At 63.4% G+C, this 12,559-nt stretch carries 12 protein-coding genes and 2 pseudogenes; 4 read left to right on the forward strand and 10 right to left on the reverse strand.

Annotated elements, in window-relative coordinates; genetic code table 11:
- Positions 1–92: 92 nt before the first annotated feature.
- The gene (locus ASE76_RS07205) at positions 93–1,778 is read right to left on the reverse strand and encodes an IPTL-CTERM sorting domain-containing protein (RefSeq protein ID WP_156362568.1); all 1,686 of its coding nucleotides are present in this window, start codon (positions 1,776–1,778) and stop codon (positions 93–95) included.
- A gap of 147 nt (positions 1,779–1,925) precedes the next feature.
- Positions 1,926–2,096, reverse strand: coding sequence for a hypothetical protein (locus tag ASE76_RS20485; protein WP_156362570.1), 171 nt, complete (start codon positions 2,094–2,096; stop codon positions 1,926–1,928).
- Between the two features lie 198 nt (positions 2,097–2,294).
- Between ASE76_RS20485 and ASE76_RS07210 the strand changes: the two genes are divergently transcribed.
- A complete protein-coding gene (locus ASE76_RS07210; protein ID WP_055836977.1) occupies positions 2,295–3,719 on the forward strand; it encodes an esterase-like activity of phytase family protein in 1,425 nt (474 codons plus the stop codon).
- A gap of 6 nt (positions 3,720–3,725) precedes the next feature.
- Here ASE76_RS07210 and ASE76_RS07215 read toward each other — a convergent pair whose 3' ends face one another.
- On the reverse strand, positions 3,726–4,664 hold the full coding sequence (locus ASE76_RS07215) for a LysR family transcriptional regulator (protein WP_055836980.1): 939 nt from the start codon (positions 4,662–4,664) through the stop codon (positions 3,726–3,728).
- Positions 4,665–4,766: 102 nt separating this feature from the next.
- Here ASE76_RS07215 and ASE76_RS07220 point away from each other — a divergent pair, with 102 nt between their 5' ends.
- Positions 4,767–5,957, forward strand: a complete 1,191-nt coding sequence (locus ASE76_RS07220) for an MFS transporter (protein WP_055836983.1) — start codon at positions 4,767–4,769, stop codon at positions 5,955–5,957.
- Between the two features lie 100 nt (positions 5,958–6,057).
- Here the strand turns inward: ASE76_RS07220 and ASE76_RS19940 are convergent.
- The 7 genes and pseudogenes from ASE76_RS19940 to ASE76_RS07230 form a co-directional block, all read right to left on the reverse strand.
- Positions 6,058–6,476 (reverse strand): annotated as a pseudogene (locus ASE76_RS19940) (transposase); the annotation flags it as partial.
- 232 nt (positions 6,477–6,708) lie between these two features.
- Positions 6,709–7,323: a hypothetical protein gene (locus tag ASE76_RS20490; RefSeq protein WP_156362572.1), complete on the reverse strand. Its 615-nt coding sequence runs from the start codon at positions 7,321–7,323 to the stop codon at positions 6,709–6,711.
- A complete protein-coding gene (locus ASE76_RS20495; protein WP_156362574.1) occupies positions 7,320–7,592 on the reverse strand; it encodes a hypothetical protein in 273 nt (90 codons plus the stop codon). The genes ASE76_RS20490 and ASE76_RS20495 overlap by 4 nt, the downstream gene beginning before the upstream one ends.
- 1 nt (position 7,593) lies before the next feature.
- Complete coding sequence (locus ASE76_RS20500; RefSeq protein ID WP_156362576.1) at positions 7,594–8,676, reverse strand: hypothetical protein; 1,083 nt, start codon at positions 8,674–8,676, stop codon at positions 7,594–7,596.
- A 124-nt stretch (positions 8,677–8,800) separates the two neighbouring features.
- Positions 8,801–8,983, reverse strand: a pseudogene (locus ASE76_RS21135) (IS5/IS1182 family transposase); the annotation flags it as partial.
- Between the two features lie 308 nt (positions 8,984–9,291).
- Positions 9,292–9,882 carry a leucine zipper domain-containing protein gene (locus ASE76_RS20955; protein WP_201781844.1) on the reverse strand — a complete coding sequence of 197 codons (591 nt, stop codon included), beginning with the start codon at positions 9,880–9,882 and terminating at the stop codon, positions 9,292–9,294.
- Between the two features lie 168 nt (positions 9,883–10,050).
- Complete coding sequence (locus tag ASE76_RS07230; protein WP_055836986.1) at positions 10,051–10,506, reverse strand: hypothetical protein; 456 nt, start codon at positions 10,504–10,506, stop codon at positions 10,051–10,053.
- Between the two features lie 52 nt (positions 10,507–10,558).
- Between ASE76_RS07230 and ASE76_RS07235 the strand changes: the two genes are divergently transcribed.
- Positions 10,559–11,800, forward strand: a complete 1,242-nt coding sequence (locus tag ASE76_RS07235; RefSeq protein WP_201781845.1) for a PQQ-dependent sugar dehydrogenase — start codon at positions 10,559–10,561, stop codon at positions 11,798–11,800.
- A 99-nt stretch (positions 11,801–11,899) separates the two neighbouring features.
- Positions 11,900–12,445, forward strand: coding sequence for a GNAT family N-acetyltransferase (locus tag ASE76_RS07240; RefSeq protein WP_055836992.1), 546 nt, complete (start codon positions 11,900–11,902; stop codon positions 12,443–12,445).
- The last annotated feature ends 114 nt before the right edge of the window (positions 12,446–12,559 follow it).

Consider the following 12,559-nt stretch of genomic DNA (forward strand, 5'->3'; position numbering starts at 1 on the left):
GGGCAGCCAGGCACTTTCTTACCTTAGACCATGGCGCGCCAAAAAAAAGCCCGCGTTGCGCGGGCTTTCCGGGGATGGGTGTCGAGCCGGCTTCAACCGCGATTGCGTTGAAATCGCCATGCCATCAGACCCATCAACAGCGACATGAGGATCAAGCCCCATTCGCTCAGCGTAGGGATGGACGTGGTGCCGCTCACGACAGCGCGGGTGATCGTGTAGACCTCGCCGGTGAAGTTGCCGTTACCTGCTCCGGCGCCGCCCAGCGCAACACCGCCGGAGACGACGCTGTCGTCATCTACAAGGTTCAGGCCGATGGTGCCGTTGCCGGTGCCGGTGTTCACGGTGACCGTGTAGGTCGTTCCGGCACCGGTGACCGTGGTGATCGCCGCGCCGGCCACCCCGGTCGCCGCGAGTGCGAAATCGCTGGGGTCGACACCCGTGACGCTTTGGTTGAAGGTGACCGTGTAGGTGACCGTGTTGGCGGCCGATGGCGAGGGTGACGCCCTGACGATCGACGACACCGTCGGACAGGTGACTCCGGCGCAACCGCTGAACTGGAACAGGGTGCCTCCGACCGGCAATCCCTCCGCAAGAACAGCGAAGCGCGACGAGCCCGTTTGCTGGATGCCCAGCAGGAAACGCACATCGATCGATGCGCCGGCCGCCAGTGGCGTGCCCGGCGACACGGCCGGAACCGACAGCGTGGAGTTGAACCCGCCCCCATTGGGCTGCGATGGTGGCTGGTCCAGTGTGGTGCCGGCCACGGTCACGCTGCTCGTGGTCGCACCACACGGCGTACGGTCCACGGTAACCGCGAGATTCGTGGACGTACGGGGCCGCAGGTCGGCCACACCCGAAGGCGCAGGGAAGGTCGTGATATCGACGACGCGGAACCGCAGGCTGGTCAGCGGCAAGCCGGAGGTGTTGGTGAAGGTGCGGCGGATGTCGATCGTGCCGAAGGTCGAATTCTGGGCCGGCACGCTCGTGCCGTCGTACACCGTGTTCGGTCCTGCGGTGGTCGCTGCGCAGTTGTCGAAAACCGCATTGGTGATCACCGTACCCCCGACAGGGCCCGCCAGGTTCGACGGACCGGGCGCGCCCAGACGCTGGCCTGCGCCGGCGGAGGTGCCGTTCGTGTCCACGAACACGAAGTCGGCGGAATTGTTGTTGGTGTCCAGCGGCACGCCCGATCCGCTGCAGGCCGCGAAATTCGCGATCGACCCGCCCTTGCCGCAGCGGTCGCGGGTGAACGCATAGTCGATAGAGAACGGCGTGAGGGCGGGATAGCCCGCGCCTTCCCTGTACAGCGTGTTGGCTTCGCTGGTCGAACCGACCGCGTCGATGCGGTTGGCCAGCGTGAAGGAACCGCCGCCCAGGTTGTTGTTGAACAGTGCGATGCCGGCATTGTCCGGAATGTCGGTGGTGTAGGTGGCGTCCGCTGCGCCGGTGGGATTGCCGGAGATGCTGTAGCCCACGCTGTTGGCGCAGAGATAGGCACCACGCGCCGGAATGACCGTGCCGTCGGGGATGGTGCACCGGACCACACCATCGGACGCGGCGATCGCGAAACCGGTGCCGCCCGACGCAGCGACCGTGACCGCCACCGCCGTCTCGTTGATGACCTGGATGTATTCGTCGTTGGCGCCGTTGGGGCCGCGCACACGGAACTCGTTGATCTGCAGTGCGGATGCGCTACCGGCACCGAGCAGGGCGGCTAGGGGCAGTACGCGCAAGGCGATGCGCCCAAGCCGGCGCGTGTGGGTCAGAAGTTTGGACATCACGACTCCGAATGTGTGTTGATCAACCGGCGCAAAATCTGCTCGGGTGCGTATTGAAACACAGGGTTTCAATTGCATACATTCGAATTCGGCTAATTTTTGTTGTGATGGCCCCCGGCTTTCACCGCTTCTCGGATGTCAGTGCAATCAGTCGTGGTCTTCCGGACTCGGCGAGTTCTGGCCCTCTTCCGAGCGGACGGTGCCTTCTTCGACATGCAGCTCGGCGACGCGAACCTGGGCTTCGGTGCGGGCCTGTTCCAGCATCTGCGCGGTCTCTTCTTCGGAAGTGGTGGGGGTGGTGTTCTGCGAATCGGTCATGGGAAAGCTCCTGTTTGGTGGAGACCAGCATAGGCCGCACGCCCGGCGGGCGCTGTAGGAACCCGCCGCGGAGGCGCGAGGCCGATCGGCTGCCGTCCGGGGGGCGATGCCGGCCGGATGCGAAGCACGGCGGGGCAGCGTCATGCCCCCGTCATGCGCATCGCCCAACATCCGCGGTACCCGTCCTCTGGAGCTTCCATGCCTTTCGCCGCCCGGCCCCGCGCTTCCCGCTTGCTCGCCCGCACCTTCTCCCGCGGCCTGCCGCTCACCCTGCTCTGCGCCGCGGCGCTCACCGCCTGTGGCGGCGGCAGCGACGGCAACGGCCCCGACTTCACCCCGTCGCCCACGCCCGAGGCCGGCCTGCCGCACCAATTGACCGGCTGGGCCGCGCTGCCGGCCGCGGCGCGCTGGCCGGGTCCGACCACCGGGCAGTTCATCACCGCGTCGCTGGGCGTCACGCCGCCCTTCGTCGATGCGCAGCCGATCCCCGGCTTCTCGGGCCTGCTGAAGAACGCCGACGGCACATGGACGGCCTTGCCCGACAACGGCTACGGCAGCAAGGCCAACTCGCCCGACTACCTGCTGGGCTTCTACAACATCGGCGTCGATTTCCGCACCGCCGGCAACGGCACCGCCACGCCCGGCCCGGTCAGGCTCAACCGCTTCGTCGGCTTCAACGACGCCAGGGGGTTCCTGAAGGACGGCAAGGGCGTCGACCTGCGCATCGTGGCCGACTACGCCAACTACCCCACCGTCACCGACAACAAGGTGGTCGAGAGCGCCCGCCCGGTCGATGCCCGCATCCGCAGTGGCCGGCTGCTGACCGGCTTCGACTTCGACGTCGAGTCGATCGCCCGCGCACCGGACGGCACCTACTTCGTCGGCGAGGAGTTCGGCCCGTACATCCTGCACTTCGACGCCGCCGGCACGCTGATGGCCGACCCGGTGCCCCACCCGACGCTGCGCAGCCCGTCGCACCCCGACGTGCTGGCCGGGCGCGCGACGGCCACATCTCTCGCCAGCCGCGGCTTCGAGAGCCTGGCCTTCAACGCCGACCGCTCGCGCCTCTGGGCCGTGCCCGAGGCGGCGCCCTCGGTCGCCACGCTGCGCCCGGTGGCCGACGACGAACGCTACCTGAACTTCTTCGAGTTCGACCCCGCCGCGTCGCGCTACACCGGCGCCACCCTGGTCTACAAGAAGGACGGCACCGCCAAGGACAACGCGATCGTCATCGGCGACATGACCAACGTCGGCGGCAGCCGCTACGTGCTGATCGAGCGCGATGCCCAGTGGGGCGCCAAGGCGGTGGTCAAGCGCCTCTACCTGGTCGACCTGAACGTGAAGGACACCGACGGCGCGCTGCGCAAGACGCTGCTGGTCGACCTGCTGCAGATCTCCGACCCGAAAAACATCGGCGGCGGCGCATCCGGCGCACCGGCCGGCCGCTTCACCATGCCGTTCGATTCGATCGAGAGCGTCGAGGTGGTCGATGCCTACACCCTGGCGGTGGCGATCGACACCAACTACCCCACCGAGGACGGCCGCCGCGCGGGCCAGCCCGACGACACCGAGATGGTCACCCTGCGCTTCGACCAGGCGCTGTTCGACCGCAGCAAGCCGTAAGCGGCATCAGCCGGGGGCGGGATCGCCCCCGGCATCCAGCACCGCCTGCGTCACCTCCTCGGCCAGGAAGTCGAGCACCGCCCGCACCCGTGCCGGCAGGCGGCCCGGCTTGCCCAGGTAGACCGCGTGGATCGGCTGGCGGTCGCCGGGGTTGAAGGCCTCCAGCACCGGCACCAGCCGGCCCGCGTCCAGGTCGTGCTGCACGTGGTAGCGCGACAGGCGCGCCAGGCCCACGCCGGCGATGGCCAGCCGGCGCAGGGTTTCGCCGTCTTCGGCGCGCACCGTGCCGGCCACCGGGATCTCCACGATGCGGCCGCCCACCCGCAGCGGCCAGTCGGGCGCGGCGCGGCGGTAGCTCCACCACAGCCGGTTGTGGGCCCGCAGGTCGTCGGGCACCCGCGGCGTGCCGTGGCGGGCCAGGTAGCCGGGCGACGCCAGGATCATCTGCGCCGTCTCGCCCAGCCGGCGCGCCACCAGGTCGGAGGTGGGCAGCGCGCCCCAGCGCACCGCCACGTCGGCGCGGGCCTCCATCAGATCGACCACCCGGTCGGTCAGGGCGATGTCCAGCGTCACCTGCGGGTAGCGCGCCAGGAAGCGCGGCAGCAAAGGCAGCAGCACCCGGTGGCCGAAGGAGACGCTGGTGTTGAGGCTCACTCGCCCGCGCGGCGCGGCGGCCGAGGCGACGCAGCGCTCGGCCTCGTCCAGGTCGGCCAGCACCTGCACCGCCCGGTCGTGGAACTGGCGGCCTTCGGGCGTCAGCTGCAGCCGGCGGGTGGAGCGGTGCACCAGCTGGGTCCCCAGCCGCGCCTCCAGCCGGGCGACCAGCTTGCTGACGGCAGACGGCGTCATCTCCAGCGCGCGGCCCGCGGCCGAGAAGCCGCCGCGCTCGACGATCTGCACGAAGACTTCCATCTCGCCGGAGCGGTTGACATCGGGGCGGGCCATGCGGGTGCCTTCTGCTGGATCGGTCTGTGAATCGGATTCACGAATCTACGTCCTGCGGGCCGGCTAGTCACCTGCAGGGTTTCCCCGGACCATCGCTCCACCATGCCCATCGCCCTACTCGCCCTCACCGCCGGTGCCTTCGGCATCGGCACCACCGAATTCGTCATCATGGGCCTGCTGCTGCAGGTCTCGGCCGACCTGCAGGTGTCGCTCACCGCCGCCGGGCTGCTGATCTCGGGCTACGCGCTCGGGGTGGCCGTCGGCGCGCCGGTGCTCACCATCGCCACCCGGCGGCTGCCGCGCAAAACGGTGCTGCTGGCACTGATGGCCGTCTTCACCCTCGGCAACATCGCCTGCGCGCTGGCGCCCGACTACGCCACGCTGATGGCGGCGCGGGTGGTCACCTCGCTGGCGCACGGCACCTTCTTCGGCGTGGGCGCGGTGGTGGCGACCGGCCTGGTGCCGGCCGACAGGCGCGCGTCGGCCATCGCGATCATGTTCACCGGCCTGACCGCCGCCACGCTGCTGGGCGTGCCGGCCGGCGCGTGGCTGGGGCTGCATTACGGCTGGCGCGCCACCTTCTGGGCGGTGGCCGCGATCGGCGTGCTGGCCTTCGTGGTGCTGGTCCGCTTCGTGCCGCGCGACGGCGACGCACCCGGCCCGCTGACCGCCCTGCGCGACGAGCTGGCCGCGGTGCTGCAGCCGCAGGTGCTGCTGGGCCTGGGCATGACGGTGCTGGGCTATGCCGGCGTGTTCGCCCTCTACACCTACGTGCAGCCGCTGCTGACCCGGATGGCCGGCGTGCCAGAGGGCGGGGTGTCGGTGGTGCTGCTGCTCTTCGGTGCCGGCATGGCCGCGGGCAACCTGCTGGGCGGCCGCTGGGCCGACCGGGGCGCGCTGCGCGCGGTGCTGGGATCGCTGGCGGTGCTGGCCCTGGTGCTGGCCGCGATGCCGCTGGCGCTGCACGGCCCGGCGCCGGCCGGCGTGTACTTCGTGGTGCTGGGCGTGGCCGCGTTCGCCACCGTGGCGCCGCTGCAGATGCGGGTGCTGGAGAAGGCGGCCGGCGCCGGGCAGAACCTGGCGTCGAGCCTGAACATCGCCGCCTTCAACCTGGGCAACGCCCTGGGCGCGGCCACCGGCGGCCTGGTGATCGACCATGGCCCGGGCCTGGGGGCCCTGGGCTGGGTGGCGGCGCTGCTGACGGCCGGCGGCCTGGCGCTGGCGGTGGTCAGCGCAGGGCTGGACCGCCGCGGGGGGCGGGGTGCAGCGCCCATAGCCGCCCGGTCGCTATAAAAGTAATAGCTGGTGATCGGCAAGCAGCGCCGGCCGTGGCCACTTTTCTTCGAAGAGCTGCACCTATAAAGGACTTCTCAGTCCGCTCTGAACTGCACACTCGCCTGGTCACGCCTCCACGCCGGGTGGTGTCGATTCTGGTCGCCAGCAGTATTTCCACGCCTTCTTCCCAATGCACCTTCTCTAACGCGTCAGGCCTAACGGGTCAATGAGCAGTTCGGTCTGCAGGTTGGTCTCGCCGCAGATGAACTGCCAGTATGGGTTTTCCACACAAGTATTAACTAAGGCCTCGTCGGAAGCATCGAAGGTGTGCTGAAGGTACCGCAGCCCGGCGATCAGCGGCGGCGGCAGTGCTGGCCGGCCACGGCCGGACGTGAACGATGCCGCGAACGTGCGCCTAATCTCGATTCAGTCAATCCGCGCGGCCAACCGGACCAGCGGGTGCTTCATGTTGATCTGTTCGTCCAGCCATAGACGGAACAGTTCGGCCGTTTGCGGCTGCGAAGGCTTCGGACCCACCGGACTCCTTGGAGAAATTTGCAAGAAAAAGGTACTGGCAAAACCATACCTTGCAAACGCTGCGTCCATCAATCAACCGAACTGGAGCGTGTTATGAAATTTCCCCTGGCCCGCTGATGTGCATAGGTTATTTAAACTTTTTCGTAAGCCATGAAATTATCGTAAGTGCTTGTCCCGTAACAGATTTTTCATAAATTCATAATGCGCTACTTAGATTGTAAAAGGCATGCAGTCAATTTCGATCGGTATTTTTTTTATTTAAAATAATATTTGCTGAATCGTTATTTGGATAGCTGCGATGGTAATCGGCCACTACTCGATCAACGAAGTTAACCACCGGAAAGTTACCAGCTTTAAGTCGATCTACGTAACCACCATGGATAAGAGCTAAAAATTCCCTTGGCTCCGCAGCTTTTTCGAAAATATTCTTTGCAAGGAAATCTTCGAAGTTTGCATTGCCATATGTTTTTTCAATCGATTTTACCCAATGATCGTACCTATAGACATCAGACATGCCCAGTGCTGACATATCCCCAGAGAACTTTGGCTTCAGTTCCTCGAGTTGAGCTAAAACGCTTGACCGCTCAGCATTCGAAAGTGTTTTAAGCCATATGTCATTGTTTGCTAGCGAAGCAAACATAACCTCAATGCCATAAGAATTTTCTGATTTTGAAATTTCCTTAAATATTTCTAAGCTTTCTGGTGAGCTTGCAGACAACATATGAGCTAGTTCGCCAAAATACTCATTTTGGCTTATGAGGCCGTCGCTGTGAGCTTTTTTTTGGATCTCTTTAAGTTGCCGGTCGTTTGTGCTTCTGGAGGTTTCAAATAATTGTGCTCTGCTCAAATCTCGATTTTTTCTGATTCTGAATAATTTGCATACTCAGGGGCCGAAAAAATATCAATTTTATTCGAGTACGCAAGACTTTTTGACTCTGATGCGCGGAAAACGCCAGACACATTTGCAGGATATGTACTGTTTTTTTCAGCCTGAGCGCGAGAATCAGAACTCGAGGTGTATTTCGAATAATGAAACGGGCTGGAATCGTTAAATACTGCCAATACACCAAAAATCAGTAACACAGTAAACCCTGCAATTGTATGGCGTTTATTCATATCAGTAATTCCATGTTCCAAAGTTATCGTACATAGTGCGTGGCGTCCGGAGTCTCGCAGGTGACATCATCCACTGCATTTGGCGATCCCACTCAGGTGGGCGGTTTGGATTCCAAGAAGCTATTTTTTGTTCGGGCGTTGCGTACCCCGTGCCAATTGCGCTAGCAGCATAACTATGCATTACGAATGTTTCACAGCGGTAAGTTCCCCTTGCTGGCTTTGTTTGGATGAAAGGAGGGCGGCATTGGTCTTTCTTAAAGGGATTGCATGTTTCAATAGCATATCTTCCAGTCCCTTGCTGAGTTGGTGTAAAGCTGCCTAGTCGCGTATAGGATGCGCCAATCAAATAGGAAACATATGCTCGCTTTGCCGCGATTTCCCTTTCTGGGCCTACATGTCTACTACCAGGTGCAATCCAAGGCCAGAATGTGGTGCTGTTTCCAAGAGGACATGTCGTACTAGAGCAATATTCTTGCGCAAAATCTTTTACCACAGGGACTTTCACTGGCCAGCCGTTGCTAGAGTTGGAAAAATTCTCCCAAGCTGTAATTTTTAAGGTGTCGGCACCATCAGCGGAACCAATAGCTTCAATCACACTGTTTCCGTCCCAGATTCCAATGTGCCCAAAGTAATCAAGCGGAGCCCAGCCATATCCAAAATCCCGTCCGACAATGTCTCCAAGATTTTGCGGCCGTGCTCGTCCTGGGAGCGCATCAAATCGAATCCGCATTGGGACGTTAGTGAGTGGCGCGCTTGTTCCATTTGAATGAATAGAATAGACAACTACATCTCTCATCGTGCCATCGCGAAAATTGGCGGGCACATTAACTGGAATATCAAATCCGTGGTTGGAGTGTGAACTATTGCATGCTTGTGCAACTGCAAACTCCCTAGTAAGAGCAGCATTTCCTCCGCCGATATAGACGCCGCTGGCGTAAATATGAATACCGACAATTTCGTCTGAATTTGGAACGCATGACCATCCAACATAACGCTCATACGTCGTCCAAGTATCGAGGTATCCTATTGCCCAACTCGACTGAGCTGTCATCGCGATAAATAATGCAAATATGAATTTTTTCATAATTCAATAATTGAGCGATTGTAAAATGTAAAAAATTAGTCTAATAAATTAATCTTACGTAAATAAGTGTCAAGTTAATTTCAACGGGTAAATATTGATTAGTCTGCTCTGAAAAGTTCGGCTTTTAGCTGCAGGTAGGCCATTGCCGGATTGGGGCATCGATCAACGCGGCAATGACCGCCTGCATCGATAGCCCAAAGCGGGCGCAAAAAAGTCGCAGCGCGGCCAGGATCCGACGCAGGTTGTGCCCGTCGCCGTACATCACCGCATGCAGCGCGTCGCCCAGCGCACTCGTGAGCGGATTGCGTACTATCTGTGGAGGTCAAAAAGTTCTTTCAAGACATCGAGAGAAACGACATGGGAGGCACAAGGTTGATGCCATGGCGTGGTTTACGTCAGTTTTAGAAGTAATTCCACACGGGCAGTGCTGCGCGACGCTGTTCTGAGTTGGCATATGCCTGCCCATAGGCCCACTAGCGCAGCGCCTAATGGATGAAGCGTTGTGACTTACGCCGGTCTCCCGCCGATAGGTCCCGGTGAACTTTGGGGTGATGCCTAGTTCCAGGGAGGACGCGTCGAACAACGGAGACCGGAAGGCCATGCCGTTATTGCTCATCATTCGCTGGATGGGCGCGCTGACATTCGAAGTAGCCTACGGCCGCCCGCAGGAACGCTTCTGTGCTGTGCCGGGTATCGTCCGGGTAGAGCTACGTGAACGCCATGCGACTGTGGTGGTCCACAGCCACGAAGACGAAGTCTCAGCCGATATTTCGCGCTCGCTGGGTGCGGTCTCCGGTGATGCGGTGGCCGACCTTGTTGAAGCGTCCGAGCTTCTTGATGTCGATGCGCAGCAACTCGCCGGAGCATTCGCGTTCGTAGCGCTGGACCGGCTCGTTCTGGCGCAGGTCGCTCAGTCGCGAGAGGCCGGCTCGACGCAGTACCCGGCTGACGGTGGCCCGGGACACGCCCATGTACGACGCGATGCGCGCTGACAGGATGAGCTTGCGTCGCAGCTCGACGATGGCCAGTGCCTGTGGGTCGATGCTCCGCGGAGACTTCTCGGGGACGCAAGAATTTGTCCAGAAGGCCTGCGGCGCCATCGGCGAAATAGCGCACCAGCCACTTGCGCGCAGTGACTGCGCTGACGCCATGTTTAAGCGCCGCATCTGCTGCGCTTGCGCCACGCTCAGTGATGTGGTGGACCACCTCCAATGACGAAGGTAAGTCAATCGGGCGTTCTTATGAGTGTTCATCCGGCTTGGAATTTGAGTGGACTGGGTTTTGACAATTTCCAGTCTCTCAAAACCTCTCCGGGTGAACATCCGCAATAACCTATTGGGCCTTCACAGGTAGAGCCGCGCCTGCACTGCCGCCCTACCGCGTCAACCGCACGAACAGACCCCCGCCCAGCACCGCCCCCAGCGCCATCGCCAGCAGGCCGGCGGTGCTGCGGGTGGCGTCGATCAGCACCGGCATCGGCGCCACCGCATCGGCCACCCGGATCGCCACCACTAGGCCCACGCCGGCCGCCAGCGGGTAGAGCCAGCCGCGCCGTGCGGCATTGCCCCGCGCCAGCCATGCGGCCATGCCGAAGGCCGGCAGCCACGCGGCCAGCACGATCCCCGCATACACCGGCCCGAAGCCCGCCAGGTCCTGCGCCGAGGTGCGGGCGCGCACCGACAGCGGCACCTCCACGCCCAGCGAGGTCAACGCGGTCAGGTTGATCTGGGTCTGCACCAGCGTGCCCCAGGCGGTGGCCAGCAGCAGCGCCGCGCCGAAGGCCAGCAGGCGTTGGCGCCAAAGTGCAGTGAGGGGTTTTGATGCGGACATGGCGGTGGGTGTTGGCGATACTGCCCCGATGATGCACACGCCCTGCCCATCCGTGAACCTTGCCCCGCCGCCCGCGCAGGGGCTTTCGATGCGCCGGCGGCCGGCCCTGGCGCTGGCGGTCATGGTGGCCTGCGCCGCATGGGCCGCGCACCTGCCGGCCCGAGCCGACACCTCTGCCGCAGCCGCGCCTAGTTACCGCATCGAACCGGTCGCCCAGGGCCTGGAGTTCCCCTGGTCGCTCGCCTTCCTGCCCGACGGCCGCATGCTGGTGACCGAGCGCGCTGGCCGGCTGCGGCTGATCGAGCGCGGTGCCGCCGGCGCCGCCGTGCTGCGCGCCGCGCCGGTCGAGGGTGTGCCGCCGGTGCTGGCGCAGGGCCAGGCGGGGCTGTTCGACGTGCTGGTCGACCCGGACTTTGCCAAGAACGGCTGGATTTATCTCTCCTTCGCCCACGGCACGCCCCAGGCCAACCACCTGCGGGTGGTGCGCGCCCGCTTCGACGGCACCCGGCTGCACGCGGTGCAGCCCATCTTCACCACCCGGCCCGCCAAGACCCACGCCCAGCACTTCGGCGCGCGCATGGCATTCCTGGGCGATGGCACCCTGGTCGTCACCATGGGCGACGGCAACCTGGAGCGCACCGAGGCCCAGCGCCTGAACACGCACCGGGGCAAGACCCTCCGCATCAACCGCGACGGCAGCGTGCCCGCCGACAACCCTTACGTCGGCCGCCAGGACGCGCTGCCCGAGATCTACAGCAGCGGCCACCGCAACCCGCAGGGCCTCGTCTTCGTCGCCGCCGCGGCGCAGGGCGGCAACGGCAGCGACCACAACCCCAGCAACCACCCAGCGGGCCGGCTCTACCTGCACGAGCACGGCTCCAAGGGCGGCGACGAACTGAACCGCATCGTCCCCGGCGCCAACTACGGCTGGCCCCTGACCACCGGCGGCATCGACTACACCGGCGCCCGCATCACCCCCTACCGCACCCTGCCCGGCATCACGCCGCCGCTGCTGGAGTGGACGCCCTCCATCGCGCCGGCCGGCATGGCGTACTACGGCGGAGACCGCTTCCCCGCATGGAAGGGCAGCCTGTTCGTCGCAGCGCTGAAGGAGAAATCGGTGCGGCGGGTGCCGATGGCGGGCGACGTGCCGGGCTCGCAGGAACTGCTGTTCACCGAGCTGGGCCAGCGGATGCGCGATGTGCGGGCCGGGCCGGACGGGGCGCTGTATCTGCTGACGGATGACAAAGAGGGGCGGGTGCTGCGGGTGGTGCCGCGGGACGGCGGGGCTTGAGCATGGGGATGCGCGGCGGGTCGGGTCTGGACTTACTGCGTCGCCGCCTCATGCCAAGATCGCTTCGCCCGTTTCTGGGCCCCAACACCTGAGAAAACCATGACCGACCCTGTTTTGGCTCCGCCGTTATTCACCATCCGACGTTTAAACCCCGAGGAGGCCGCGGCTTCTATCGATGCGTTGGCCGAGGTTCTGATCGATTGCGTGGAGGGCGGTGCGTCGGTGAGTTTCATGTTGCCTTTGCCGCGCGCCAAGGCCATGGCTTTTTGGCGAGGCGTGGCAGACAGCGTGGGTCGTAGCGAGAGGGTTTTGCTGGTAACAGAGGATGCTGGTGGCGCCATCGTGGGCACGGCCCAACTCATCACCGACATGCCGGAGAACCAGCCGCATCGGGGCGAGGTAGCGAAGATGCTGGTGCATCGAAAGGTGCGGCGTCAGGGTATGGCGCAGCGGTTGCTGGCGGCGGTGGAAGATGCTGCGCGTGCGTCAGGGAAAACCGTTCTGGTGCTGGATACCGCGACGGGAGGAGATGCCGAGCGCTTGTACCAGCGGGCTGGGTGGACGCGGGCGGGAACGGTGCCGGATTACGCGCTGATGCCGGATGGAATGTTGTGCGGCACTACGTTTTTCTACAAGCACCCGTAACTTAACAAGTCCGCCCTGAACAACCCGCAAGCCGTTGATCTGGTTCGTAGTTCTTCGGGTTGATGGGCGCGGGATTTGCAAGATATGGTTTTGCCAGTACCTGTTTTCTTGCAA

This window comes from Xylophilus sp. Leaf220 (genome assembly GCF_001421705.1).
In the GTDB taxonomy this organism is placed as follows: domain Bacteria; phylum Pseudomonadota; class Gammaproteobacteria; order Burkholderiales; family Burkholderiaceae_C; genus Xylophilus.